General features: G+C 66.5%; 27 protein-coding genes. 12 read left to right on the top strand and 15 right to left on the bottom strand.

Translation table 11 applies throughout. The features are described from left to right. Positions 1-2: 2 nt before the first annotated feature. From NIBR502770_RS17565 to NIBR502770_RS17595, 7 genes are all read right to left on the bottom strand, one after another. Positions 3-1,106, bottom strand: coding sequence for a branched-chain amino acid ABC transporter permease (locus NIBR502770_RS17565; RefSeq protein ID WP_141182805.1), 1,104 nt, complete (start codon positions 1,104-1,106; stop codon positions 3-5). Then, a complete protein-coding gene (locus NIBR502770_RS17570; protein WP_141158875.1) occupies positions 1,106-1,987 on the bottom strand; it encodes a branched-chain amino acid ABC transporter permease in 882 nt (293 codons plus the stop codon). Before NIBR502770_RS17570 ends, NIBR502770_RS17565 begins: the two co-directional genes overlap by 1 nt. Before the next feature lie 4 nt (positions 1,988-1,991). Then, positions 1,992-2,702 (bottom strand): ABC transporter ATP-binding protein, encoded by a 711-nt coding sequence (locus NIBR502770_RS17575; RefSeq protein WP_141182806.1) that lies wholly within the window; start codon positions 2,700-2,702, stop codon positions 1,992-1,994. Continuing rightward, positions 2,689-3,471, bottom strand: a complete 783-nt coding sequence (locus tag NIBR502770_RS17580) for an ABC transporter ATP-binding protein (RefSeq protein WP_141182807.1) — start codon at positions 3,469-3,471, stop codon at positions 2,689-2,691. Before NIBR502770_RS17580 ends, NIBR502770_RS17575 begins: the two co-directional genes overlap by 14 nt. Positions 3,472-3,605: 134 nt before the next feature. Further along, positions 3,606-3,893, bottom strand: coding sequence for a MoaD/ThiS family protein (locus NIBR502770_RS17585; protein WP_141182808.1), 288 nt, complete (start codon positions 3,891-3,893; stop codon positions 3,606-3,608). After that, complete coding sequence (locus NIBR502770_RS17590) at positions 3,886-4,995, bottom strand: exo-alpha-sialidase (protein ID WP_141182809.1); 1,110 nt, start codon at positions 4,993-4,995, stop codon at positions 3,886-3,888. Before NIBR502770_RS17590 ends, NIBR502770_RS17585 begins: the two co-directional genes overlap by 8 nt. 71 nt (positions 4,996-5,066) lie before the next feature. Further along, positions 5,067-5,267: a hypothetical protein gene (locus NIBR502770_RS17595; RefSeq protein ID WP_141158870.1), complete on the bottom strand. Its 201-nt coding sequence runs from the start codon at positions 5,265-5,267 to the stop codon at positions 5,067-5,069. Positions 5,268-5,547: 280 nt separating this feature from the next. Between NIBR502770_RS17595 and NIBR502770_RS17600 the strand changes: the two genes are divergently transcribed. The 6 genes from NIBR502770_RS17600 (at position 5,548) to NIBR502770_RS17625 (ending at position 11,447) form a co-directional block, all read left to right on the top strand. Then, positions 5,548-6,729 (top strand): hypothetical protein, encoded by a 1,182-nt coding sequence (locus NIBR502770_RS17600; protein WP_141182810.1) that lies wholly within the window; start codon positions 5,548-5,550, stop codon positions 6,727-6,729. Between the two features lie 108 nt (positions 6,730-6,837). After that, positions 6,838-7,611 carry a class F sortase gene (locus tag NIBR502770_RS17605; RefSeq protein WP_141182811.1) on the top strand — a complete coding sequence of 258 codons (774 nt, stop codon included), beginning with the start codon at positions 6,838-6,840 and terminating at the stop codon, positions 7,609-7,611. Positions 7,612-7,692: 81 nt separating this feature from the next. Beyond that, positions 7,693-8,205, top strand: a complete 513-nt coding sequence (locus NIBR502770_RS17610; RefSeq protein WP_141182812.1) for a universal stress protein — start codon at positions 7,693-7,695, stop codon at positions 8,203-8,205. Between the two features lie 285 nt (positions 8,206-8,490). After that, on the top strand, positions 8,491-8,850 hold the full coding sequence (locus NIBR502770_RS17615; RefSeq protein WP_371416470.1) for a metal-sensitive transcriptional regulator: 360 nt from the start codon (positions 8,491-8,493) through the stop codon (positions 8,848-8,850). Between the two features lie 53 nt (positions 8,851-8,903). Next, the gene (locus NIBR502770_RS17620; protein ID WP_141158866.1) at positions 8,904-9,143 is read left to right on the top strand and encodes a heavy-metal-associated domain-containing protein; all 240 of its coding nucleotides are present in this window, start codon (positions 8,904-8,906) and stop codon (positions 9,141-9,143) included. Positions 9,144-9,170: 27 nt separating this feature from the next. After that, positions 9,171-11,447, top strand: a complete 2,277-nt coding sequence (locus tag NIBR502770_RS17625; protein WP_141182813.1) for a cation-translocating P-type ATPase — start codon at positions 9,171-9,173, stop codon at positions 11,445-11,447. A 22-nt stretch (positions 11,448-11,469) separates the two neighbouring features. On the opposite strand, the gene NIBR502770_RS17630 is transcribed toward NIBR502770_RS17625, so the two are convergent. Next, positions 11,470-11,742, bottom strand: coding sequence for a DUF2277 domain-containing protein (locus NIBR502770_RS17630; protein WP_141158864.1), 273 nt, complete (start codon positions 11,740-11,742; stop codon positions 11,470-11,472). Positions 11,743-11,954: 212 nt separating this feature from the next. On the opposite strand from NIBR502770_RS17630, the gene NIBR502770_RS17635 reads away from it, so the two are divergent. Continuing rightward, complete coding sequence (locus NIBR502770_RS17635) at positions 11,955-12,218, top strand: WXG100 family type VII secretion target (RefSeq protein ID WP_110545130.1); 264 nt, start codon at positions 11,955-11,957, stop codon at positions 12,216-12,218. A gap of 85 nt (positions 12,219-12,303) precedes the next feature. Here the strand turns inward: NIBR502770_RS17635 and NIBR502770_RS17640 are convergent, their stop codons facing one another. After that, complete coding sequence (locus tag NIBR502770_RS17640; RefSeq protein ID WP_141182814.1) at positions 12,304-13,332, bottom strand: DMT family transporter; 1,029 nt, start codon at positions 13,330-13,332, stop codon at positions 12,304-12,306. Between the two features lie 71 nt (positions 13,333-13,403). Here NIBR502770_RS17640 and NIBR502770_RS17645 point away from each other — a divergent pair, with 71 nt between their 5' ends. Next, positions 13,404-13,949 (top strand): CGNR zinc finger domain-containing protein, encoded by a 546-nt coding sequence (locus NIBR502770_RS17645; protein ID WP_141182815.1) that lies wholly within the window; start codon positions 13,404-13,406, stop codon positions 13,947-13,949. A 39-nt stretch (positions 13,950-13,988) separates the two neighbouring features. On the opposite strand, the gene NIBR502770_RS17650 is transcribed toward NIBR502770_RS17645, so the two are convergent. From NIBR502770_RS17650 to NIBR502770_RS17660, 3 genes are all read right to left on the bottom strand, one after another. Further along, entirely contained in the window at positions 13,989-14,345 is a 357-nt protein-coding gene (locus NIBR502770_RS17650; protein ID WP_141182816.1) for a hypothetical protein, read from the bottom strand. A gap of 100 nt (positions 14,346-14,445) precedes the next feature. After that, positions 14,446-15,036, bottom strand: coding sequence for a hypothetical protein (locus NIBR502770_RS17655; RefSeq protein WP_210418883.1), 591 nt, complete (start codon positions 15,034-15,036; stop codon positions 14,446-14,448). Positions 15,037-15,105: 69 nt separating this feature from the next. Further along, positions 15,106-16,458 carry an MATE family efflux transporter gene (locus NIBR502770_RS17660; protein WP_141182817.1) on the bottom strand — a complete coding sequence of 451 codons (1,353 nt, stop codon included), beginning with the start codon at positions 16,456-16,458 and terminating at the stop codon, positions 15,106-15,108. Between the two features lie 108 nt (positions 16,459-16,566). Here NIBR502770_RS17660 and NIBR502770_RS17665 point away from each other — a divergent pair, with 108 nt between their 5' ends. Together NIBR502770_RS17665 and NIBR502770_RS17670 are read left to right on the top strand one after the other, a co-directional pair. Next, complete coding sequence (locus tag NIBR502770_RS17665) at positions 16,567-17,004, top strand: DoxX family protein (protein WP_141182818.1); 438 nt, start codon at positions 16,567-16,569, stop codon at positions 17,002-17,004. A 127-nt stretch (positions 17,005-17,131) separates the two neighbouring features. Next, positions 17,132-18,148, top strand: coding sequence for an acyl-CoA thioesterase (locus tag NIBR502770_RS17670; protein ID WP_141182819.1), 1,017 nt, complete (start codon positions 17,132-17,134; stop codon positions 18,146-18,148). On the opposite strand, the gene dnaB is transcribed toward NIBR502770_RS17670, so the two are convergent. Further along, entirely contained in the window at positions 18,145-19,527 is a 1,383-nt protein-coding gene (gene dnaB, locus NIBR502770_RS17675; protein WP_141158857.1) for a replicative DNA helicase, read from the bottom strand. The two genes, NIBR502770_RS17670 and dnaB, sit on opposite strands and share 4 nt — an antisense overlap. Before the next feature lie 641 nt (positions 19,528-20,168). Between dnaB and NIBR502770_RS17680 the strand changes: the two genes are divergently transcribed. Together NIBR502770_RS17680 and NIBR502770_RS17685 are read left to right on the top strand one after the other, a co-directional pair. Next, a complete protein-coding gene (locus NIBR502770_RS17680) occupies positions 20,169-20,486 on the top strand; it encodes a hypothetical protein (protein ID WP_141158856.1) in 318 nt (105 codons plus the stop codon). 2 nt (positions 20,487-20,488) lie between these two features. Next, on the top strand, positions 20,489-21,055 hold the full coding sequence (locus tag NIBR502770_RS17685; protein WP_141183487.1) for a hypothetical protein: 567 nt from the start codon (positions 20,489-20,491) through the stop codon (positions 21,053-21,055). 116 nt (positions 21,056-21,171) lie between these two features. On the opposite strand, the gene NIBR502770_RS17690 is transcribed toward NIBR502770_RS17685, so the two are convergent. Both NIBR502770_RS17690 and NIBR502770_RS17695 read right to left on the bottom strand, forming a co-directional pair. Beyond that, complete coding sequence (locus NIBR502770_RS17690; protein WP_246857307.1) at positions 21,172-22,980, bottom strand: Ig-like domain-containing protein; 1,809 nt, start codon at positions 22,978-22,980, stop codon at positions 21,172-21,174. Positions 22,981-23,580: 600 nt separating this feature from the next. Continuing rightward, a complete protein-coding gene (locus NIBR502770_RS17695; protein ID WP_141183488.1) occupies positions 23,581-24,207 on the bottom strand; it encodes an FMN reductase in 627 nt (208 codons plus the stop codon). Positions 24,208-24,213 lie beyond the last annotated feature (6 nt).

Consider the following 24,213-nt stretch of genomic DNA (forward strand, 5'->3'; position numbering starts at 1 on the left):
GTTCATGGTCCATCTTGCCTCTCTGTTTGTTCATGTCCCTCCAGCGCATCGTCCGGAACCGGGCGGTGCGCTGGAGCGGTCTGCTGGGAAGTCTCCCGAACCGGGCCGGCGGAGGACCGGCGGCCCGTGGAGCGGCCGGCACCGGTCCGGCGGGTCAGCCGCCGCACCACCCGGGGCACGCTCACCAGGCCGCCGGGCAGCAGGAACAGCACCGCGAGAAGGATGGCGCCCTGGCTGACGGTGGTGAGGTTGGGATCGATGGCGTTGGTCAGCTGTGGGACGAAGACGTAGTAGGCGCCGCCAAGGAGGGACCCGGCGATGCTGCCCGCGCCGCCGATGACCATGGCGGCCAGGAGGCTGATGGAGTGGCCGAAACTGAGCGTCTCAGGCGAGGTGTACTGCACGGCGGCGAGGTACAGGAAGCCGCTGGCCCCGCCGAAGATGGAGGCGATGGTAAAGGCGAGCACCTTGGTCCGGTAGGGGGAAATGCCCATGGAGGCCGCGACAGCCTCGTTCTCCCGGACCGCCGCGAACGCCCGCCCGTACTTGCCCCGGACCAGGCTCCGCGCCAGCAGGAAGGCCGCGGTTGCCACCACCAGGACGATGTAGAACTGCCATTGGTCGTTGTCCAGCCCGGACCAGTCGGGGGCGTCCGTGAACCGTGCGGAGATCCCCTGCGAGCCGCCGGTGAATTCGGAGAGGCGCTTGGCCAGGGGTACCCCGACGATGGGGAGGGCGATGGTGACCATCGCGATCGCCAGGCCGCCCAGGCGTGCGGCCGCGAGGGCCACCAGCAGCCCCACCACACCGGCCACGGCGCAGGCCGCGACGAACACCAGCAGGATGTTCCAGCCGTGGTTGACGCCGTAGGCGGTGACATAGGCTCCCAGCCCCACAAAGAAGATCTGCCCGAGGTTGACCTGGCCGGTGTAGCCCATGACGATGTTCAGCCCGAGCACCGCCACCGCATAGACACCGATGCGGACCAGCGTCTGGTTCGCAAAGGCCGGCAGGGCCAGTGGGGCCACGATCAGCACAATGGCCGCGAGGGCGGCGAGGAGTACCCGGACCCATGGCCTGCGTGCAGTGGCGGCAGCGGCATTCATCAGACCCTCACCACGACCTTCCTGCCGAACAGGCCTTGGGGACGGACGATGAGGATGACGAAGATCAGCGCGAAGGGCACGGCGATTTTGAGGTCGTGGCCGATGAGGGGAACGTAGACGGCCACCAGGTTTTCCAGGACACCGATTGCGGATGCCGCCACCACGCAGCCGATGGGACTGGTCAGGCCGCCGAGGATCACGGCGGCGAGCGCGTAAACGAGGGCGGTGTCCAGCATGCCGGGCGTCAACGTCAGCTGCGGAGCAACCAGGACGCCGGCAATCGCCCCCAGGGTGGCAGCGAGTCCCCAGCCCACCATGAGCAGGCGGCCCACCGGCAGGCCCGAAAAAGCGGCCGACGCCGGGTTGTCGGCAACGGCGCGGAGGGCCAGTCCCAGCTTGGTGCGCAGGAAGAGCAGTTGCAGGACCACCATGATCACAACGATGGTCACGGCGGTGGCAAGGGACCTGACGCTGACGACGGCCCCGAGGATTTCAACGCTGGTCAGCGGGAAGAGCGACGGGAACCCCAGGTTGTTGTAGCCCCACAGGACCGCGCAGATACCGGTGACCAGGGTGAGCAGGCCGATTGTCACCACCACTGCGGTGTCCGGATCTCCCCGTTCAAACCGCCGGATCAGGAAACGTTCCACCAGTGCGCCGAAGAGGAAGGACAGGACAATGGCAATGATGATGGCCAGGATGAGCGGCAGGCCGAGCTGCACGAACGCGTAGGCGAGGTAGGCGGACAGCACCGCCATGCCGCCCTGCGCGAAGTTGATCAGGCCGGTGGCCTGGTTCACCAGCACGATTGCCAGGGCCAGGGCCGCGTAGATGGAGCCGGTGGCCAGGCCGTCGACGACGAGTTGGATGAAGGTTCCCATTCGGTCAGCCCCCCAGGTAGGCGCGGCGGATTTCGTCCATGCCCTTGAGTTCGGCCGAGGTTCCGGTGAGGACATTCCGGCCCGTTTCCAGGACGGTGGCGGTGTCCACGAGGGAGAATGCGAGGTTTGCATTCTGTTCCACCACCAGCATCGCGATCCCGGATTCGAGCCGTAGCCGCCGGATGGCCTGGTACACCGTTTTGGCGGTGCTCGGTGCCAGCCCCAGCGAGGCTTCGTCCAGGAGCAACAGTTTGGGTTTGGCCATGAAGGCGCGGCCAACCGCGAGCATTTGTTGTTCGCCGCCCGAAAGCGCTGCTGCCCGCGAGCCAACCCTGTCCTGCAGTTGCGGAAACAGGTCCAGGCAGTAGTCGATGTCACCGGCGATGGCCTTCCGGTCCTTGCGCAGGTAGGAGCCCACCATCAGGTTCTCCCGCACGCTCAGCTGGCCCAGGGTGCCCCGCCCTTCAGGTACGTGTGCTACGCCGAGTGCTGCCACTTGGTCCGGCCGGAGGCCCCTGATGTCCCTGCCATCGAACCGGATGCTGCCGCCGGTCCGGACGCTGCCGCTGATGGCCCGGAGCGTGGTGGTTTTGCCCGCACCGTTCGCGCCCAGGATACCCACGGATCCGCCCTCCGGGACGCTGAGGGAGACCCCCTCCAGGACCTGCACGGGGCCGTAGGACGCTGTGACGCCGGTCAGTTCAAGCAGCGTCATCCGCGGCGTCCTTTCCGATGTAGGCCTCAATGACGCGGGGATCGGACTGGGCTTCCGCCGCGGTTCCCGACATCAGCTTCCGCCCGTGGTCCAGGACCACCACCTGGTCCGTCAGAGCGGAAATAAGTCCCATGTGGTGCTCCACGATGATGATGGTGAGGTCCTGCTCAGCGCGGAGGCGCTTCACGGTGGCGATGAGCTGTTCAACCTCCCCATGCGACAGGCCGGCTGCCGGTTCATCGAGAAGGAGCAACGTGGGCCTGGAAAGCAGCGCCCGCCACAGCTCGATGCCCTTGTGGAGCCCGTGGGACAGTTCGTCGGCAGGCACGTCCGCCGCCCATCCCAGCCCGGCGTTGGCCAGGAGGTCGAGTGCCTCGGCGCGGACGGCGCGCTCGGCGCGGACGGTGTACGGCATCCGCAGCGCCCACGAGACCGGGCCGCCTGGCAGCCGCGTGTGGCCCCCGAGGAGCACGTTCTGCAGGACTGTGGCGTTCAGCTGGAGCGCCGGGTGCTGGAAGGTGCGGGCAAGTCCAAGGCGTGCCATCCGGGACGGGGCACTGCCGGACACCTCGGTCCCGTCGATGGAAACTGAACCGGAACTGGGCTTGTAGTGGCCGCTGATGCAATTGAACAGGGATGTCTTGCCGGCACCGTTCGGGCCCACCAGGCCGAAGATCACGCCGGGCTCGACGTCGAAACTGACGTCCTGCAGCACCTTGACCCCGCCGAAGTGCAGGCTGACGTCCTTGAGGCTCAGGCTCGCGGCCACCCTGTACCTTCCTGTTGCATCATCGCTAGGAATGGATGCAGTTGATCACCACTGCACGAAACCGACGCTACGGATCGCGGACGAAATTGTCAACGATTTTGCACTCGGTTTGCGCCAACGGCTCCAGCCGCCGCTCAGCCGCCCGCAACAGACTGGATAACCAGCACTTCCTGGCCCGGCGCTACCTCGGTTTCCAGGCCCTGAAGCCGCCGCACCTCGTCACCGCCGACGTAGATGTTGACGAATCTGCGCAGCGCCCCGGTCTCGTCCCGGAGCCGGCGTCCCAGCACGGCATAGTCGGCGGCGACGGCATCGAGCAGGTGCCCCACCGTTACCGGCCCGTCGGCCGGAGTGGAGAGCACGGGTTGTCCGCCGGCCAGGGGTTGCAGGACACTGGGCAACAGCAGCGAAATCTCAGGCACCGGCTACCACTGCCGCCCGGACGCAGAGGACGTCCGGCAGGTGGGACGCTACCTCCGTGAACGTCTCCCCTTCATCAGCACTCGCGTAGACGGTCCCGCCCCGCGTGCCGAAGTAGACCCCGGCCGGTTCGGCCGTGTCCACCGAGGCAGCGTCCCTGAGCACACTGTTGTATTCCTGCTCGGGGAGGCCGGCGCTGAGCCCCATCCAGGTGTTCCCGGCGTCGTCCGTGCGATGGACGGCGAGCTTTCCGTCCGGAGGGATGCGTTCGCCGTCGGCCTTCAGCGGTATCACCCAGGCGGTGCCGTCCCGGCGCGGATGCGTCAGCATGACGAAGCCGAAGTCGGCCGGCAGGCCCTCCGCGATGGAGTTCCAGCTGTCGGCATTGTCGTCGGTCCGGTAGACCCCGTGGTGGTTCTGTGCGTAGAGGCGTCCTTCGACGGCGGCATCCGCGGCGATCTTGTGCACGCACTGGCCGAACTCCGGGTTGGGGTCCGGCATGAAGTAGGCCGAGATGCCCTTGTTGCGCGCTTCCCAGGACGACCCGCCGTCCAGCGAGCGGTACACACCTCCGGTGCTCATGGCGACGTGCACGGTTTCGCCCGCCGGGTCCACCACGATCGAATGTGCCGCCGCACCGCCGTAGCCTGCTCCCCACTCACTGCGGTGCGGGTGGTCCCACAGGCCCCGGTTCAACTCGAAGTGCTCGCCGCCGTCGGTCGATTTCCATACGGAGATGGGCTCCGCCCCCGCCCACACCACCCCGGGCCGGGACTCGGCGTCCGGGTAGATCTGCCATACGCGCTCCACGGCGGCGCCGGTGTCGCCAGGAAAGGTTATGGCGCCGTGTTCCGGCTCGGACCAGGTGGCACCAAGGTCATCGGAGTGTGCAACGGTGGGTCCCCAGTGCGGGCTGCGGACTCCCACCAGGATCCTGGTGCGGCCCTCCCGGGTATCGATTCCGATGCTGGGGATTTCGGCCATGAGGAAGTGGGGGCCGCTGAAGGACCATTCTCGCCGGTCCCGGCTGGTGGCGAGCCACAGCCCTTTCTTGGTGCCGATTGCCAGGATGAAGGATTCTGCCGCCGTTGCCATGCGGACCATGCAACCACCGTCAGGGGCAACGCGCAACGGTTTTGAGCCCGCCACCGGTGGGACAGCGGGCGGACAAGGGGTTAGTCCACGAATTCCGACTGCGTTTCGATGAAGTCCCAGTCAGCGGCGGTCAGCACGGCGGCGGGATTGCCCGGATGCGGGCCGCCGGCTTCCGCAATCCCCTGGAGTACCGGAAGCGGCAACTCCAGTGCGCGGAGGTTCTGCCGCAGCCACTCTTTGCTGGCCAGGTCCAGGTCCAGCCACCACATGTAGATTTCCACGATTCCCCCTCCCTGCTTCAGTTAAAACGGTAGGCGCGGCCCGCACTGCGGACAAGGTCCCGCCGCGGAAGCAGGTGGCGCGGGCCGGCTTTAGGGTACTGGCAGGTAACTTGGGCCGCCAGCCCCGCAGAAAGACGAGTACCCCCTACTGGCGACTGCCCCAGGCGGCGCCCCTAGCCTGAAATCTCAAAGCAAGCTGACCGTGCTGCTGGGGCATACGGCGCAATCGCTGGCCGTCCCCCGCCATGGTCCGTTTGACGCACACATATGGGGAGAAGACATGAAACGCACCTTAGCCACACTGGGGGTGGTTGGGCTCGGCCTGATCAGCCTCACAGCGCCTGCCATCGCAGCTTCCGACCCAGTGGTGATCACCCACTCCGGCGGAAGCGCGCTGATACCGCTGGTCAATGTCAACGGCACAGGCGGGAACGGCAACGGCGGAACCAACAACGGCGGCGCCAACAATACTGGCGGGAACGGCAACGGCGGAACCAACAACGGCGGCGCCAACAATACTGGCGGTAGCGGCAACAACGGCGGCGGCACCGGCGGAGGCGGCACCGACAACGGCGGCGGCAACGCTGGCGGCAACGGCGGCTCCAACGCTGGCGGCAACGGCGGAGGCGGCACCGGCAACGGCGGCTCCAACGCTGGCGGCAACGGCGGAGGCGGCTCCAACGCTGGCGGCAACGGCGGCGGCACCGGCAACGGCGGCTCCAACAACGGCGGCGGCAACGGCAACGGCGGCGGCAACAACGGCGGCGGCAACGGCGGCTCCAACAACGGCGGCGGCAACGGCGGCTCCAACAACGGCGGCGGCAACGGCAACGGCAACGGCAACGGCGGCGGCAACGGCAACGGCAACGGCAACGGCGGCGGCAACGGCAACGGCAACGGCAACGGCGGCGGCAACGGCGGCGGCAACGGCAACGGCGGCGGAGGCGGCAACAACGGAGGCGGCAACGGCGGCGGCGGCGGAGGCGGCAACAACGGAGGCGGCAACGGCGGCGGCACCGGCGGAGGCGGCACCGACAACACCGGCGGCGGCACCGGCGGAGGCGGCACCGACAACACCGGCGGCGGCACCGGCGGAGGCGGCACCGACAACACCGGCGGCGGCACCGGCGGAGGCGGCACCGACAACACCGGCGGCGGCACCGGCGGAGGCGGCACCGACAACACCGGCGGCGGCACCGGCGGAGGCGGCACCGACAACACCGGCGGCGGCAACACCAACGTCTCGGCGGCTTTGACCCCGGCCGCTGCCCCCAAGGCAGCCCCGCAGGCCGCTCCCGCCGCAGCCCCGGTCAGCGTGGGAACCAACCAGGGCTACAACGCCCAAACGGCCGTTGGGGCTGAGAGCACACCCGGCTGGCTTGCTGGCCTGGGAGCACTGGCCGCCGCAGGAGCGATGGTGGGGGTACGCCGTCGGCCACGTCCGCTGCACACCACCCGCTAGCCCACAATCCGCCACCCCGGTGGCTTAGAGACAAGGAAGGCGCCCTGCCAGTGCCCGGCAGGGCGCCTTCCTTCCTTCCTTTCCCCAGGCCACCCGTGAGGAGATGCCATGCCACAGGACCGACGCCGGCACGCAGCACCCGGGCGGGGCCTCACGAGGTGGCCGCCCCGGCAACGGTGGACCAAAGGCGACCTGGCCATCCTTGGCTGCGGCGTCCTCACCTTCCTGTCCTTCACGGCTGGCGCACCCCTCTTCCACGAGGCCCCCCTGCTGACGGTCCCCGGCATCCACGCGTCGGCTCCCGGCGTACGCGCCGCCGCTGCGCCTGCGGGGGCGGCAGCCCCGATGGCGGAGACCGGCATTCCGCAGGCCACCGGAACAGCGGCCGCCCAGCCCCAGCCCGTGGTGAATCCAGCGCCGGCAGCCGCCGTCCTGCCGCCGGCCGCCCAGCCGATCCACATCCGGTACCCGGCCGCCGCCTTCGATGTGCCCCTCCATCCGCTGGACCTGGACGGCGAAGCACAATCCAGCCGCACCATTGAGCCCCCCGCTACGAAGGACGGCTACTGGCTGTCAGCTTTCGGCACGCCGGGCAAGGGATCCGGCAACACCACGTACGTCATAGGCCACAGCTGGGAGGGTGCGGACGCTCCCTTTAACCATTTGAGCTCGGCGGCCGCCGTTGGTGACCGTTTTGATCTGGAAACCGCCGCCGGGTCCATCAGCTACCAGGTGGACAGCGTTACCACCTACCTGAAGTCCGGCCTCAAGGACAGCGCCGTCTGGGACATGGTGCCCAACCGCCTGGTCCTCATCAGCTGCTTTACCGAGGACCCGTGGGGCAAGAACGTTGTGGTCACCGCTTCCCCAGCTGCCCCGTAGCATCCGCCCGGCAACGCCTGAAACGTGCCCGGGCCTAACGTACCTGTTCACAAGGTCTTTGACTGGCGCACAATGGGCAGCATGACGTGGGAAAACTTCGATGGAGCTCCCCTGCTGGTGGGCATCATGCCGAATCAGCACCCGGAGGTCATCCAGACTGCGGCTGCCCTCGCTGCCCGACTGGCGGCACCCCTGGTCTGTGCGTATGTAGATGAAGCCAGCTACCTGGTCGAGTGGGATCCGGCCCGTTCCGCCCACCGCCTGTCCCGGCACCCGGGAGTGGATGACGACATGCTGGCACTGACAACCGAGCTGAAAGCGCTGGTCCAGTCCACCCTGGACCAGCTGCCGGCGGGCGCTGGACCGCCGGAGTGGTCCTTCCGCACCCTCACCGGGGACCCGGCCCGGGCACTCGGGCAGCTGGCCGCCGAAATGGACGCACCCTTGATCATTGTGGGTACCCCGGAACGGGGGTTTACCCATCGCCTCTCGGAAGCCCTCAGCGGCGCCGTGGGCACATGGCTCAGCCACCACCAGAGCCGGCCCGTGCTGGTGGTTCCCTACCGGATGCCCGCCCACGAGAACCGGCCGTGATGGGTGCTCCCGGGGGCAAAACCCCTTCTTCGGGGCCCCGCTAAAGTAAAGCGAAAGTAGTTATTCGGGGTGCTGGCGCGGTGCCGTACCAGCCAGTAAGCTGATTCAAGCAAGGCCGATCCACCTACCGTGGAAGCAGGAATTGCCCAAGAGCTGCTCCGGAGTGCGTATCCCCCAATAACGCACTCCGGAGCTTTTTTGTGCCATGAGGGGGTGCTATCGGCACCTTTAAATTACCCCCCGGGGTACTTGTGCATATACCCCCAAGGGGTATATGTTGACTGCATGAACGCTACCGGGGAAGCCATTGTGGACGCCGAACATCCGGCTATGGAGGAAGGCGCTGCCCCTCAGCACGGGTACACGGGAAACAAGGACGCCTACCTCCGCCGCCTGAAGCGCATCGAAGGCCAGGTGCGGGGCATAGCCCGGATGGTGGACGAGGACAAATACTGCATCGACATCCTGACCCAGGTTGCCGCCGTCACCAAGGCCCTGCACGCCGTCAGCCTGGGGCTGGTCGAGGAACACATCGGCCACTGTGTGGTGGGGGCCGCCTCCGAACCAGACCCCGACGTACGGGCAGAAGCCATCGATGCCAAGGTCAAGGAAGCTGCCGACGCAATCGGCCGCCTGCTTCGCTGACGCCACCACCATCCCAACCCGGCCACCGCCGGCACCACAAGAAGGAGCAAGCCATGAGCACCACCGCCCCCACCACCACGACCATCAGCGTCTCCGGCATGACCTGCGGACACTGCGTATCGGCCGTCAGCGAAGAACTCGAAGCCCTTGAAGGCGTTGAAGCAGTGAACGTGGACCTGAACGCCGGCGGCATCTCCACCGTGACCATCACCTCCGGCAAGGAACTGTCCCCCGCGGAAATCGGCGAAGCCGTGGCCGAGGCCGGCTACCTGGTGGTTGCCAACGAAGCCTGATCACCCTCCCACTACCGGAAAGCTGCCATGAGCCACCAGGAACTGCTGCACCCACCGGGCACCCGCGTCGTCGAACTCGACATCGAAGGGATGACCTGTGCGTCCTGCGTCAACCGGGTGGAAAAGAAGCTCGGCAAACTCGACGGCGTGGCCGCAACGGTCAACCTGCCCCTGGAGTCCGCGTACGTCACGGTCCCGGCAGGCATCACCGACGAGCAACTGGTGGAGACCGTCAACGCGGCCGGCTACCAGGCGAAGGTGCGCCGGCAGCAGCCGACGGGCGGCGAAAATACAGCTGCTGAACCTGCCGCAATGCCCGCCGCCGAGCTCCGTCCGCGGCTCATCCTGGCAGCCATCCTGACAGTTCCGGTATTCCTGGTCAGCATGGTCCCGGCGTTCCAGTTCCCCAACTGGGGGTGGGTTGCGGCGGCTCTGGCCCTTCCAGTGGTCACGTGGGCGGCGTGGCCCTTCCACCGCGCGGCGGCCGTCAATGCACGGCACCTGGCATCCACCATGGACACCCTGGTATCGCTTGGGGTGGCAGCGGCCTACCTGTTTTCGGCCTGGCAGCTGCTGGCAGATCCGCGCATGACCGAACACCCCGGCATGGAGGGCATGACCGGCGGCCTGTACTTCGAGGTGGCGGCCGTCGTCACCACCTTCCTGCTCCTGGGCCGGTACCTGGAGGCCAATGCCAAGCAGAAGGCCGGCGATGCCCTCAAGGCCCTGCTGAATTTGGGTGCCAAGGATGCCACGGTCCTGCGCGACGGCACAGAGCAGAAGATTTCCGCCGACCTGCTCCAGGTGGGCGACCTCCTGGTGGTCCGGCCAGGAGAGAAAATTGCCACAGACGGCGTGGTGGTGGACGGCGCCTCGGCCGTTGACGCGTCCCTGGTCACGGGTGAATCAGTCCCCGTCGAGGTAGGCCCGGACAGCCGCGTGACAGGTGCCACCATCAACACGTCCGGCCGCCTGCTGGTCAGGGCTACCCGGGTGGGCGCCCAAACCACCCTTGCCCAGATGGCGCGGCTGGTGTCACAAGCCCAGACCGGGAAGGCGCCCATCGCGCGGCTCGCGGACCGGATCAGCAGCGTCTTCGTGCCGGTAGTCCTGGCGCTGGCGGTGCTGACATTCGTACTCTGGCTGCTCTTCGCCGGGCCGGCCGCGGACGGGGACCACCTGCGGCAGGCGTTCACCGCCGCCGTCGCCGTCCTTGTCATTGCCTGCCCCTGCGCACTGGGCCTGGCCACGCCCGTCGGCCTGCTCACCGGTACCGGCCGCGGCGCGCAGCTGGGCATCCTGATCAAGGGCCCGCAGGTCCTTGAGGACACCCGCACCGTGGACACCATCCTCCTGGACAAGACCGGTACGGTCACCACTGGCGTCCTGGCCGTGGATGCCGCGGCAGCATTTCCAGGCTTCCAGGACCGGGACGTCCTTCGGCTTGCAGGCGCCGTCGAGGCCGCCTCGGAGCACCCGGTGGCCCGCGCCATCGCAGCAGCAGCCACGTCAGTGTCCGCAGGCAAAGCGGGCGACGCCGGGACATTGCCGGCCGTGCAGGGGTTCAGTTCCGCCCCGGGCGGCGGAGTGTCGGGCACCGTTGAGGGCATGGCCGTGATGGCAGGGCGGAGCGGTTGGCTGGAGCAGAACGGGATCGTCCTGGACGCCCGCCGGCAGGCCCTGCTCGCATCCGCTGAGCAGGGCGGAGCGACAACCATCTGCGTCGCCGTGGACGGGAAGGCTGCTGGAATCATCAGCCTCCGGGACACTGTCAAGGAAGGTTCCGCCGCCGCCGTCGAACGGTTGAAGGCATTGGGCCTGCGGCCCATCCTGCTGACCGGCGACAACGCCGCGGTCGCCGCCCGGGTGGCTGCCGTCGTCGGGATTGCTCCGGAGGATATCTACGCCGGCGTCCTGCCCGAAGGAAAAGTCGAGGCAGTCCGCAAGCTCCAGGCCGGCGGCGCCACGGTGGCCATGGCCGGGGACGGCGTCAACGACGCCGCTGCTTTGGCGCAGGCCGACCTCGGAATTGCGATGGGTTCGGGCACGGATGTGGCCATCGAGGCCGCGGACCTGACGGTGATGGGCAACGACCTGGCCCAGGTGGCGCAGGCCATTGAGCTGTCCAGGAAGACGCTGGGCACCATCAAGACGAACCTGTTCTGGGCGTTCTTCTACAACGCGGTGGGCATCCCGGTGGCCGCCCTGGGGCTGCTCAATCCGATGATCGCCGGCGCGGCCATGGCCGCCAGCTCGGTACTGGTGGTGGCCAACTCGCTGCGGCTGCGAAGTTTCGGCAAGTAGCCCCGGCGGCTGACCCCCGCGGTCAGGCCGCGCCGAAACGCACTGCGGAACGCGCCTTGGCCTTGGCCGCTTCCGCGTCCCGGTCCTTGGGCGGCGCCTGCGTTACCAGCGAATCCAGCAGGTGCTGTGTGATGTGGGCGATCTCATGGACGGCGTCGTCAAAGGCCTCCTGGTTGGCCTTTGACGGCTTGGTGCTGCCGCTGATCTTGCGGACGTACTGCAGCGCAGCCGCATGCACCTCCTCGGATGAGGCATGCGGCTCGAAGTTATGGAGGGTTCGGATATTCCGGCACATAACGCCATGCTAGGCTCTTCCAACGCCTGGGATCGACCCTTTTTTCATGGTCTTCACCCGGCGTCCATGGGGAGCCCGGCATGGGCAGGGCTGCCCATCGACACTGTTTGGGGGCCGGGATAGGTTCTAGGCAATGGATCTTCCGGATGAGCCGGGGGGCCGCTGGGGATGCCGATCTTGTTCGGATCCACACACCTAACAAGGAGAAACTGATGGCTATTTGGGGTGCAGACGTTGAGCAGCTTCGCCAGCTCGGCAGCAAGCTTCAGGCAGGTGCGTCCGAGATCGAGACGCAGAAGTCCACTCTCACGAAGGTTCTGAGCAGCACCAACTGGGAAGGTCCGGACGCCACCAAGTTCCGCAACGAGTGGTCCGGTACCCACACCGCCATGCTGACCAAGGTTGCCGAGGCACTGAAGGAAGCCGGCTCACAGGCCAAGCGCAACGCCGAAGAGCAGAGCCAGGCCTCCCACTAGGCTTTACCGCCGCCCGGCGGGGGCAGGGACACCATGAGGTGTCCCTGCCTTTTCTTTCTTGCGGCCGACGACGGCGCCCACGTGCTTAGGGGACGGGCTCGACGTCGTTCGCGTGCTCCAGCGGCGACGCCTGGACTTTCGTACCCGCTGCGCCTGCGGAGGCGCGAAGCTCGTCAAGCCGGACCAGGACCACACCGCCAACGATCAGGACTCCGCCGAGGAGCTGGATGGCACCGGGAAGTTCCCCAAGCAGCAGCCACGCCCACAGCACGGCAAACAGGACCTCGGTGAGCGACACGAAGGATGCAACCTTGGAGCCGAGCGCCCTGGCGGCCATGATGCCCGAGGTGTAGGCGAGTACCGTGGCCAGCACCACCAGCCCGGCAAGGGACACCCACCACGGGGTGGTCCAGGACCCAAGGGTGGTGTCCGCGGTGCTGAAGGCCATGGGCAGCAGGCCGGTGGCGGCTGCAAGCCACATCACGGCAGCGCCCGTCATGAGTCCCCCTGACGCCAGCACGATGGGGGGTAAGGTGTCGTTTTCCTTGGCGGTGATGAAGAAGTAGATGGCCAGGCAAACGGCGGCCGCCATGCCCCAAAGAACCCCCACCAGATCCACCTTGACGGCGCCCGTGAGGTCCAGGACCAGCACCAGGCCGGCCAGGGAGAGGAGTGTCCCGCCGGAGGTCAGCAGCCGGGGGCGCCGGCGGCTCGCGGCCCAGAGCCACAGGACGATGAGCACCGGGGCCAGGTACTCCAGCAGGAGTGCCACGCCCACGGACAAACGTGCCACAGCGTTGAAGTAGAACAACTGGCAGGCCGCCACGCCAATAAGCCCGAACAGCACGATGGTTAGCCAATTGTCCCTCAGCTGGTGCCAGCGGCCCTTGAGCGCGACGGCGGCCGGCAGTGCAAGGATCAGGGCCGCACCCGTCAAGCGGGCGGTGACGGCAGCTCCCGGCGACCAGCCGGTCTCCAGCAGTGACTTGGCAAAGGATCCGGACAGCCCGAAGACAGCGGAGGAGAACAGCGCAATCCCGAGCCCGGGTGCCAGGAAGCCTCGGCGTCCGGCGGGCAGCTCCGTGGTGGGGATGTGGTCTTTGGCGGCAGGCACCGTCGCCTCCTGTCAGGAGTAAAATGGGGTAATGCCCATGACATTACGCCCGGGCACTGTAAGGAGTCAACATGGTTTTCGCCCCTGACACGGAAGTGGCGCTGCGTACGGTGGTGAACCTCATCAACACGGCGGCGAATGGCAGGGAGGGACTGGCCACCCTCGAGGACCTCGATGCCTTCCTGGCCGCTGAGGGGTTTTCGGGCGGCCGGCGCCGGGATAACGCGGAACTGGAAAGCGTGCTGGAGCTGCGCCGTGAACTGGCGGCAGTCTGGACGGCGGATGAGGACGCGGCGGTCGACACCGTCAACCGGCTGCTGCGGGATGCGAATGCGCTTCCCCAGCTCATGAAGCACGACGGTTGGGACTGGCACCTGCACGCCACGGCACCGGATGCTCCCTTGGCGGACCGGATGAGCACCGAGGCAGCCATGGCCCTCGCGGACGTGATCCGCGGCAAGGAAATGGACAGGATGCGCACGTGCGAATCAGAAGACTGCGATGCCGCCGTGCTGGACCTGAGCCGCAACCGGTCCAAGAGGTATTGCGACACCGGAAACTGCGCCAACCGGGCACATGTGGCCGCGTATCGGGCCAGGCAGGCGGCAGCGAATTAGCAGGCTGAGGCTGCCTGGGGCTTTGGCGCAGGTGTGCCGCTAGCGCTGGGGCGTGCTGTCGGTGCCGTCGCCGGATGCCGGCGGGTTCTGGCGGCCGGGACCTCCATGGGGGGATGCCTTGGGCGCCGAACTCAGGTTGACGCCCGATCCCTTGCCCAGGTGTTCGGCGTTCTCCTTGTAGCTCATGGACAGCATTGCGGCGATGACCAGGGTCACGATGAAGGCGATGCCGGCGGCGGTGAAGGCGAGGTCGAAGCGGGGCGCGCGGGCGCTTCCCCCGGAGGCGAAAATCAGCACCGCAACGAAGGCGACGACGGCCCAGAACGCCGAAAACATCAGCGGCCCCTTCACCGAGGTCCGCAGCTTGCGCGGTTTTCCTTGATGCTGGTCAGCCACGGTGGTTCCTCCCTGCAGGCGGCGTACGGCCACCTGGTTTACGAATTGCGGTGTCGCACCCCGGCATTTCTACAGAAAGTAGAAGGGCGCTCCTCCTAGTTTACGGCTTTCCTGCGCCGGTGCGGGCATCGTGCCGGAGGGTCAGGCCGGACAGGACCCACAGGACGCCGGAAATAATGGCCCCTCCCCCGGCAACACCCAGCAGGGCATGGGCCCCGAGGTTGACGAAGAACGGCAGCAGGATGGCGGTGCCGATCCCGATGATGCCCGACGCGATCCAGTCCCGGGCCAGCACGTGGCGCCCCCGGCGCTGAAGGCCGCAGGCAAGCTCAAATACACCGGCCACGCCCAGCCCCAGCGCGGCAATGACTGCGAACAAGAGGTCACTGTGCAGCAGGACCACCGCAAAACCAGCCCCGGCCAGGACGGCGCCAGCGGCGGAAAGCAGCTTTCCAGGGGCGGAATTTCGGGCGAAACCCGCCGCCGGGACACTCCGGAGGGACAGTACACCCGTCGCCAATAGGTAGAGGCCTCCGGCCCAGCCCATGACCTCCACGGAAGGCGAAGTCCAAAACACCGTCACTGCGCCGAACACCAGGGCAGCCGCCGAGCGCAGCAGGACCGGCTTCCAGAGGTCGGTACGGGGGGCAGTTCCCTGGGCAGCATCCGCGGGGATGGAAGATTGCGTCACCGGTCCAGTTTAGTGGGGGCTGATGGAAGGTCGAACCGGGCGCTGTTGCCCGGTTTGCCTGCAGTCAATTCAGGCGGAGCCCAGCACCATCCAGCGGTCGGACCGGGCACGCACGCCCAGGGTGAGTGCCCGCGCGGCCATGTATCCCACGCCGAAAGCGGCCCACAGCCACCCCAGCCCTGCGGCGCCGGTTGCACCGGAGAGTGCCACCCAGGCGAGCAGCGGCACGTAGATGGCGATGTTCACCAGCCCTGCGAGGGCGAGGTAACGGGCGTCCCCCGCGCCGATCAGCACACCATCGAGCACAAAAACGTAGCCGGCGATGGGCTGTCCGGCGGCCAGGACCCAGAGCGCAACGGTGAGGACTGACTGCACGTGGGGATCCGTCGTGAACAGGGCTCCCGCCCAGGGGGCAACCGCAGCCAGCAGCAGGCCTGTCACTACGCCGAACCCGGCGCCCCACCTGATCATGGTCCCGGTCAGCAGGCGCGCCCTGCCGGCATTGGAGGCACCGAGCTCCTTGCCGATGAGCGCCTGCGCAGCGATGGCCAGGGCATCCAAAGCGAACGCCAGGAAGGAAAAGATGGTCATGGCCAACTGATGGGCGGCAAGGTTGACTTCACCCTGGGCCGTTACCACCAGCACGGTGGCCAGTATTGCGGCCCGCAGGCTGAGCGTGCGCAGCATGAGCCAGGATCCAACCCTCGTCATGCTGCGGATGCCCCGCCAACTGGGCAGCAGGCTGACTCCGTGCCGTACGGCGTTCCGGCGGACCATCGCCACGTAAACCGCAGCCATGGCCCACTGGGCAAGGCTGGTGCCGATCGCCGAACCGGTTACCGACAAGCCCAGCCCGTAGACAAGCCACAGGTTCAGCAGCGCGTTGACGCCGAATCCGGCCGTGGCCACCACCAGCGGGGTCCGGGTGTCCTGCAGGCCGCGCAGGACACCCGTGCCGGCAAAAATCAGCAGCATGGCCACCAGTCCCGGCATGGACCAGCGGAAGTAGTCGATGGCAAAGGTGCGGACACTGCCCTCCGCGCCCAGTAGGTCGATCAGCGGTTCGGCCGCAGCGAAGCCGGCGGCGGCGAGCAGCACGCCCAGGAGCGTGGCCAGCCACACGCCGTCGCGCCCTGCCGCGAGGGCCTTGCCGAGCTGTCCGTCCCCGATCGCGCGGGCCACGGCGGGCGTCGTCGAGTAAGCCAGGAAGACCATGAGCCCGACGGCGGTCTGCAGCACCGCTGATGCCAGCCCCACGCCTGCGAGCTGCGCGACACCAAGGTGCCCCACAATCGCCGAGTCGGCCAGCAGGAACAGGGGTTCAGCCACCAGCGCCCCGAACGCAGGGATGGCGAGGCGGAGAATTTCACGGGCAGGCCCGCGCCCTCCGGAGACGGCGGCAAGGGCAGGTTGTTGGGGCACGTTGCCAGCCTAACCGGGCCGCACGCGGGACCCTTCAAGGCATGACAAAGACCACAAGTATGACGAATTAGTTGACACTACAACTATTAATCCGGGACAGTGGAACCCATGAACAAGTCCGCACTGACCACCACTGCCCTGGCCGCCCTACGAATCATCCTCGGCTTCCTCTTCGCGGCCCATGGCTGGCAGAAGTTCAATGAATGGACCATCGCCGGCACCCAGGCGTCCTTCGCCAAGATGGGCGTCCCGGCCGCCGACGTCATGGCCCCCGCGATCGCCGTCCTCGAACTGGCAGGCGGCGTTGCCCTGATCCTGGGGATCCTGACACGGGTCGTGGCCGCCCTCCTCGTGGTGGACATGCTGGGCGCCCTGTTCCTGGTACATGCCCCCGCCGGTATCTTCGCGGCAAACGGAGGCTACGAACTCGTCCTCCTGCTGGCAGCGGCATCCTTCGCCCTGGCCCTTACCGGAGCCGGCCGGCTGTCCGTGGACCGCGCCCTCTTCGGCCGCCGTCCGGAATCCCGGCTGGCAGTCCTCGCGTAGCCCCTCCCCAAGCCACGAACGGCGGCAGGCCACCCAAAGGTGCCTGCCGCCGTCGGATTTTAAGCTGCGCTTCGCATTGTTGCAGCGCCAACCGGCCGGTAACCGGGGCCGCCAGTAGGATCGCAGCATGACTGAGACCGGCCGCCCCAACTCCGTGACCCTCCGCTTCCTCGCCGCCCCAACCGACGTGGGCCACAGCGGCTCGGTGGATGCCGGCACAGTGCTTGAGTGGGTGGACAAGGCCGCCTACGCCGCCGCGGTGGGGTGGGCCAAGTCCTACTGCGTGACCGCCTACGTGGGAAACATCCATTTCGCCGATCCCGTCAACAGCGGCGACATGGTGGAAGTGGAGGCCACCATCGTTTACACCGGCCGCTCCTCCATGCACATCCACACCGTGGTCTCCTCCGGCGACCCCAAAGGCGGCCCGGCCACGATGCGGAGCCAGTGCATGGTGATCTTTGTGGCGGTCGGCGAAGACGGCAGGCCGATCCCGGTTCAGCAGTTCCAGCCCTCCACCCCAGCCGAGATTGAGCAGCGGGACCACGCCTTGGCCAGGATCAAGGTCCGGGAACAGATTGTGGAAGCCATGAACCGGCAGGAATATACAGACGCCGGCACGGCCGAGCGTGTGACGCTGAGGTTCATGGCAGCCCCCACCGACGTGAACTGGGGCGGGAAGGTCCACGGCGGCATCGTCATGAAATGGATCGACGAAGCAGCCTACGTCTGCGCCTCCCGCTACTGCGGCAGGGATACCGTGGCCGTATTCTCCGGCGGCGTCCGCTTCTACCGGCCCCTGCTGATCGGGCACGTGGTGGAAGTGGAAGCCCGCCTGGTCTACACCGGGACCAAGGGCATGCACATCGCCGTCCACGTCCGCTCAGGCGACCCCAAGGGCCGGGAGCTGGATCTCACTACCTACTGCCTCACCGTAATGGTGGCGCGCGACGACGAAGGCAACTCGGTGCCGGTTCCCGCCTGGGTGCCGGTCAGCGAGGAGGACAAGCGGCTGCATGCCCACGCCCGCGAACTCCTGGAGATCCGGGGTACGGCGCCCGGGAACCGCCTGCCGAACCACCTGCTGGCCGCCGCGGGGCCTGCCGGCAGCGCCGCGGCCCGCTCCGGGAACGAAGGGGACTAGAAGCCTCCACCGCCAGCGTCGCCCGCCATGTTCGCAAAGCGGGAGTAGTGGCCCTGGAAGGCGACCACAATGTCCTTGGTGGGGCCGTTACGGTGCTTGGCCACCAGGATGTCCGCCTCACCGGCCCGGGGTGATTCCTTGTCGTAAACATCTTCGCGGTGGAGCAGGATCACCATGTCGGCATCCTGCTCGATGGACCCGGACTCACGGAGGTCCGAGACCATGGGGCGCTTGTCCTGGCGCTGTTCCGATCCACGGTTCAGCTGGGACAGGGCAATGACGGGAACCTGGAGTTCCTTGGCCAGGAGCTTCAGCGCCCGGGAGAACTCGGAAACTTCCTGCTGGCGGGATTCCACCTTCTTGCCCGAGCTCATAAGCTGCAGGTAGTCGAGGATCACCAGCTTGAGGTCGTGCTGCTGCTTCAGGCGGCGGCACTTGGCACGGATTTCCATCAGGGACATGTTGGGGCTGTCATCGATGAACAGCGGGGCATCGTTCATGCGGCCCATGGTGGTGGCGATCTTGGACCACTGCTCGTCCTTGATGGTTCCCTTACGGAGGTCCTGGAGCCCAATGGTGGCTTCGGCTGACAACAGGCGCATGGCGATCTCGTTCCGGCCCATTTCCAGGGAGAACATCACCGTGGCGAGGTTGTTCTTGATGGCCGCGGACCGGGCGAAGTCCAGGGCGAACGTCGACTTGCCAACGGCGGGGCGCGCGGCGATGACGATCATCTGGCCGGGGTGCAGCCCGTGGGTCAACTCGTCGAGTTCGTAGAAACCTGTGGGGACACCGGTCATGCCCTCCCCGCGGTGGCCGGACGCCTCAATTTCGTCCACCGTGGACTCCATGACGTCCTTCAGCACCACGTAATCCTCCGCGGTGCGGCGTTCGGCCACGGCGTAAACCTCGGCCTGGGCCTGGTTGACCAGGTCCTCCACCTCGCCGTCGGACCCATAGCCCAGCTGGACAATCTTGGTGCCGGCGTTGACCAGGCGGCGAAGCACCGCCCGTTCGGCCACGATCTCGGCATAATAGCCGGCGTTGGCGGCAGTGGGGACGGTCTGGATCAATTCGTGGAGGTAGGCGGGCCCACCGATCCTGTTGATCTCGGCCCGCTTGGTCAGTTCATCGGACACGGTAACCGCATCTGCAGGCTCGCCGCGGCCATAGAGGTCGATGATGGCCTCATAGATGGTCTCGTGCGCCGGGCGGTAAAAATCCTGGCCGCGGAGGATCTCGACAACATCCGCGATGGCATCCTTGGACAGCATCATTCCGCCCAGGACTGACTGCTCGGCCGCGATGTCCTGTGGCGGCTTCCGGCTCGCGTCCGATCCACGGGTTGCCTCGACAGGGTCCAGATGCGCGATTGACAAAGCTGCCGTCCTCCATTTGTACCGGGTGTGCAGTCCGGTGATCCATCCTGTTCGTGGCTCCGATATCCGATCCGCCACGCGTCCAGGTATACCCGCAGGCCCTGACAATCACGTGCCGGAGTTCCGGAAACCACCTCCGGACCGGAGTTATCCCCAATATCCACAGCTTTTCCACAAAAAGGTGTGGAGGAAGCATGGAGGAGGTCCCAGTGGCCAGAACAGGGATCCTGTTTCGGCCCCGGAGAACAGGTACCCCGCTACGCTAACTGGCATGGCGGCCGCCGCAAAGCCAGCATGCCGCACACCCTGTGGATAACCTGTGCAGTATGCGGCATAGCTTGTGCACAGCCTGTGGGGAAGTCTGTGGATACAAAGTTTTTTTCGCCCTCTTTATGCCCCTGAAATGGGAAAACACTGCCACCAGCATGTGGAGTAAATATTTCTTCCGCGGAATTTCATCCACAGGCACTGAGTGGGATCCCAGAGATGGAAGGTGCGGAACGGCCCCGGAAGAGCCCGGGCCCCCTGTCCGTGGCGCTCCTCATATTCCAGTGCGGGGGTTTGACTGGCGCCTGCGCGGCCCTGTATGCGGAAGAGTGAATATTGCTGTGGATAAACCCGATCTGGATTAGGCTCTAGGTATGGGCGATCTCCTGCTGGTGCTGTTGCCGGCGATTGTTTTGGTGGCCCTCCTATGGGGAGTCGCCACCGCGCTGCGGCCGCGCGATCCGGGCTTGTCGGAGGCCGCAAAGTACCAGCGCGAGCTTGCCGAGCGGTCGGCACGCCACTACGCGGCCCAGGTCCAGGCGGCCACTGCCGCCCGGGACCGCTTGGCCGCCGCTACCCACCCCAGCCAAAACGCCCAGCAGCACAACCAGCAGCAGGAATATATCCGTGCGGCCCGCCAGCAAAGCGAACGCACCTGGCAAAGGCCAGGAACAACAGAGAACGGCACGTGAAAATGGAATCCCTGGCGGTCCCGGTCCTTATCCTGCTCGCGGTTGTTACTGGCGTCATACTGGCGTACCGCGCCTTCCGCACCCGGAAGTCAACGCGCGGCACAGCCCCGGCCCAGGCCGCTGCCTCGTCGCAGGAATTGGCCCGCGCGGCTGCGGGCCGCTTGTCCGAGGACCAACACCGGCGGCTCTATGCCCTGATCGCCCAAGGGCAGGCCATGGCCGCCATCAAGCTCTACTACGAGGCCACCGGCGAGGGACTGCGGGCCTCCCGCGACGCTGTCGGCGCCATGGCAGCCCACCCCCAGCCTTACCGGGCCCAGGAACCGGTGCAGGTCCCGGAGGAGGACGACGACGAGCCAGAGCGGTTCCCGTACCGCTACCGGGCGATCGCGAGCAAAGGTGACGTCACCCGGGAAGTAAGCAGCAACATGCTTAACGACGAAATTTTCGGAAGGATCCGGACGCTGGCCCGGAGCGGAGAAACGGAGGCGGCAGCCACCGCGCTGACGCGGCACTCGGATATCTCGCTCAAGCAGGCCCGGGAGTTCATCGCGCTGCTGGACGACTAGGCGCGGATTACAAACTAACCCTTGAGCCCCCGGCGGGAGGCAGCACACAAGGAGAGGGCCGGGGCCCGCATCGTTTTCGAATGCAGCCCCGGCCCTCTTTTGCCGTGTTTGCCCGCCTACTGGAAGGTGAGGACGAGCTTGGGTGCTACGGCGCTGCCGGCCTCCCTGGAATTGAGGTCCAGGCCATCACTGCTGCTCGTATCGAGCCCCAGCGAGAGCTGGCTTCCCAGGTCCCCGGCCAATCCGGCAGCCGTGAGCGGGACGCTGTAGCTGGTGTTGGTCGCGGTCGGCCCTAAGGTTCCAATAGTCGTTCCCAGCGCGGGGCGGCTGTTATAGGTCACCCCGGTCTCGGTCCAGCCGTCGTCAGCCACCAGCTTGACGTTCTGCTTGCCAGTCGAGCCGCTCCCGGCGCTGACCAGCTGCAACGTGGCGCTTTGGATCGTCTTGCCTGCGTAGGGCGTGAGGTCGAACTTCAGGTATGCAACTTCCACCGGACTGTTATCAACCCCCAGCATGGCGGACGTTCCATAGTTTGTTCCTGCAGCCCCGCTCGACGCGTAGGTGTCGGCTGTTGCGGTGAGGGTCACGGTCTGCGCCGTTCCGCCACCCCCCGAAGCCGGAGCAGTGGTGAATGTCCACGTCCTGTCCGCTGCCAAGGCGTTGCCGGCACTGTCCTTCACCCCGCCGCTGCCGCCCTTGACGGTTGCCGTGTAGACCGTCCCCGCGGCCAGGTCCGCATTCGGATTCAACGTTGCCACGTTATTCGCGCTGTCGTAGGCCACAACGGCCGGTACGGGCGTCGACGATCCCGCCTGCAGCGTGAAGGTACTTGACGTCACCGTCGAGGCGTTCATTGCTTCGGAAAAGGTGGCCGTCACGTTGGCCGCGGCCGCCACACCGGTGCTACCCGAGGCCGGAGACGTAGCCGTCACCGTTGGTGCGGTCGTATCAGCTGGAGGTGGGGTCCCACCACTCCCGCCACTGCCGTCGTAGAAATGCCAGTACCGGCTTGTGGCGTTCACGTCGGCGAGTACCAGGAGACCGCTGTTGGCCGTGCCACGTGCGGAACTGTTCAGGTTCTGCTTGGTGGACGTCACGTTGTGGACATACTGGTCGGCGTCAACGATGCGGGCCGTCTTGGTGGTAGTGAAGCTGATCTTGTTCAGCGGCGTGGACTTCTCGTAGATTGCGCCGCCCGAGCTTGTACAGACACCCGCGTTCGTCGTTCCGCTGGGTTTCGGGTACGTGGCGAAGGTCCGCAGCATCTGCGTACTTTCGTCAATCAGGACGATCACGCGGTTGGGACATTCCGCCACCGTTGCGATCGTCGTCGCGGACCAGGCGGACGTCGAAGTATCAAGGGCCAGCAGCTGGATCAAAGGCTGGGACGCTGACGTGAAGGATGTCTTGATAGCAGCGAAAACGCGGTCAGAGGAGGCATCCAGCCACTTCAGGTTCATGTGGTCGTCGCCGCTCCGCTGCCCCTTCACCGCCGCTACAGGGGTGGTCCAGGACGAGTTCGCGTCCCCGTCAGCATGAACACTCCAGTACATGCCGTCCGTTGCGTCCCCGACCTGCCGGCTCCACATCACGCCGACCTTGTTTCCACCAAATGCGATTACAGCCGAGTTGTCGTCCACGGACACGTTACTCAACGCCGCGGGGTGCTGAAAAGGTGTCCCCCAGTTTACGCCCGCAGTGTCTGTGACGTTCAGGAAAATCCGGTTTCCCTGCTGCCACGTGGCCCACACGCGGCCCGTGGAATCCTTGTCTATGGACAGGGTTTCGGTCTTCTGGTTATTGATCTGCGTGGACCCAAGGCTGGTGTAAGTCTTTGTGCTCGTGTTGTAGCTGTAGCGGCGCATCGTCGTGGGGAAGTTTGGCTCGGCCGGCAGCCCGTCATTGACGAACTTAAAGCTCGCCACATACAACGTCTTTCCGTCCCATAGCACGTCGTGATGGGTGTTCGCCCGGGACTCCGTTACCACACCGGTGCTGGACCAGGCGTTGGTCGCGGGGTTGAACCGGAAAATCCTAAAGCTGGAACTTCCGGCATCCCAAAGGTTCCCCCACCAGATCCCATCGTTAAACCACAGCGAATTCGACTGCCGCTTGGTACCAGTCGGTGTCCCGGTCCCTGAATGGGACGGGCCCTCCACCCCCACATCACCGGTAGCAGCGGAAGCGGCCAACGGCGCCACCAGACCTCCAAGCACAAGCAGTAGCGCCGTCAGCAGTGCGGGAAGCCCCAGCCGGGGTTGACGCATACGGCGCCCCTCGGGACCGGCATCTCCCCATTTAAAAAAGGGCCGGGAAGCCCCGGCACCCCGATCATGCTCGTCCACTTTGGATATTGGATGGTCCATCAACGTCACTCCCCGGTGTCGAAAACTCCGCCAATCCCCAGTTTGTTCAGTGTTGGCGGTGGAACCATCAATAGCAATCCCCGGACGGCCCCCTAAAACCCGTGGCCCGGGTCCCCTAACCCCGAACCACGGGGTCCGGCACCCGGGCGGACGCGTGTGTCAGCGGCCCCCGGAAATGCCCGCCAGCAGCTGCTCGAACGGCAAGGACTCCAGCGGGACTTCCTCCCGGCCCGGCTGCGGACCGTCAAGCAGGCGCGTGAACTCGCCGGCTGCACGTTCGATGCGGTCCGCGAGGGATCCCCCACCCTCCTCTGCGGTTCCCCAGTCCTGCGGTCCTGCGAAGACTCCGGTGGCTGCCATACGCGTCCGGAGGTAGCTGAACAGTGGCCGCATTGCGTAATCCAGGACCATTTGGTGCCGGTCCGTTCCGCCGGTGGCGCCCAACAGGACGGCCTTTCCGTCGAGTGACTTGGGATCAAGGACGTCGATAAAGGACTTGAAAAGGCCGCTGTAGGAGGCACTGAACACGGGAGTGACCGCAATGATCCCGTCGGACGCCTTCACACCCTCGATGACGTCCGCCAGGCGGGGCGCGGCGTAGCCGGTAACGAAGTTGTTGGCGATGTCCACGGCCAGGTCGCGGAGCTCGACGACGTCCACGGCCACCTCATAACCGGCTGCTTCCAGCTGTCGCGTGGCGGCGACCGAAAGCTGGTCAGCCAGCAGCCGACTCGACGAAGGTACGCCAAGCCCTGCGGAGAGGACGGTGATGCGGCGGGTTTCCATGGCATT

Origin of the sequence: Pseudarthrobacter sp. NIBRBAC000502770 (genome assembly GCF_006517815.1) — a bacterium.
Taxonomy (GTDB): domain Bacteria; phylum Actinomycetota; class Actinomycetes; order Actinomycetales; family Micrococcaceae; genus Arthrobacter; species Arthrobacter niigatensis.

What these genes read in the sequence shown, in the direction of transcription:
- NIBR502770_RS17565 (WP_141182805.1), bottom strand. Translation starts at nt 1,106, where the DNA reads ATGAATGCCGCTGCCGCCACTGCACGCAGGCCATGGGTCCGGGTACTC.
- NIBR502770_RS17570 (WP_141158875.1), bottom strand. Translation starts at nt 1,987, where the DNA reads ATGGGAACCTTCATCCAACTCGTCGTCGACGGCCTGGCCACCGGCTCC.
- NIBR502770_RS17575 (WP_141182806.1), bottom strand. Translation starts at nt 2,702, where the DNA reads ATGACGCTGCTTGAACTGACCGGCGTCACAGCGTCCTACGGCCCCGTG.
- NIBR502770_RS17590 (WP_141182809.1), bottom strand. Translation starts at nt 4,995, where the DNA reads ATGGTCCGCATGGCAACGGCGGCAGAATCCTTCATCCTGGCAATCGGC.
- NIBR502770_RS17600 (WP_141182810.1), top strand. Translation starts at nt 5,548, where the DNA reads ATGAAACGCACCTTAGCCACACTGGGGGTGGTTGGGCTCGGCCTGATC.
- NIBR502770_RS17605 (WP_141182811.1), top strand. Translation starts at nt 6,838, where the DNA reads ATGCCACAGGACCGACGCCGGCACGCAGCACCCGGGCGGGGCCTCACG.
- NIBR502770_RS17610 (WP_141182812.1), top strand. Translation starts at nt 7,693, where the DNA reads ATGACGTGGGAAAACTTCGATGGAGCTCCCCTGCTGGTGGGCATCATG.
- NIBR502770_RS17615 (WP_371416470.1), top strand. Translation starts at nt 8,491, where the DNA reads ATGAACGCTACCGGGGAAGCCATTGTGGACGCCGAACATCCGGCTATG.
- NIBR502770_RS17620 (WP_141158866.1), top strand. Translation starts at nt 8,904, where the DNA reads ATGAGCACCACCGCCCCCACCACCACGACCATCAGCGTCTCCGGCATG.
- NIBR502770_RS17625 (WP_141182813.1), top strand. Translation starts at nt 9,171, where the DNA reads ATGAGCCACCAGGAACTGCTGCACCCACCGGGCACCCGCGTCGTCGAA.
- NIBR502770_RS17630 (WP_141158864.1), bottom strand. Translation starts at nt 11,742, where the DNA reads ATGTGCCGGAATATCCGAACCCTCCATAACTTCGAGCCGCATGCCTCA.
- NIBR502770_RS17635 (WP_110545130.1), top strand. Translation starts at nt 11,955, where the DNA reads ATGGCTATTTGGGGTGCAGACGTTGAGCAGCTTCGCCAGCTCGGCAGC.
- NIBR502770_RS17645 (WP_141182815.1), top strand. Translation starts at nt 13,404, where the DNA reads ATGGTTTTCGCCCCTGACACGGAAGTGGCGCTGCGTACGGTGGTGAAC.
- NIBR502770_RS17665 (WP_141182818.1), top strand. Translation starts at nt 16,567, where the DNA reads ATGAACAAGTCCGCACTGACCACCACTGCCCTGGCCGCCCTACGAATC.
- NIBR502770_RS17670 (WP_141182819.1), top strand. Translation starts at nt 17,132, where the DNA reads ATGACTGAGACCGGCCGCCCCAACTCCGTGACCCTCCGCTTCCTCGCC.
- NIBR502770_RS17680 (WP_141158856.1), top strand. Translation starts at nt 20,169, where the DNA reads ATGGGCGATCTCCTGCTGGTGCTGTTGCCGGCGATTGTTTTGGTGGCC.
- NIBR502770_RS17685 (WP_141183487.1), top strand. Translation starts at nt 20,489, where the DNA reads ATGGAATCCCTGGCGGTCCCGGTCCTTATCCTGCTCGCGGTTGTTACT.
- NIBR502770_RS17695 (WP_141183488.1), bottom strand. Translation starts at nt 24,207, where the DNA reads ATGGAAACCCGCCGCATCACCGTCCTCTCCGCAGGGCTTGGCGTACCT.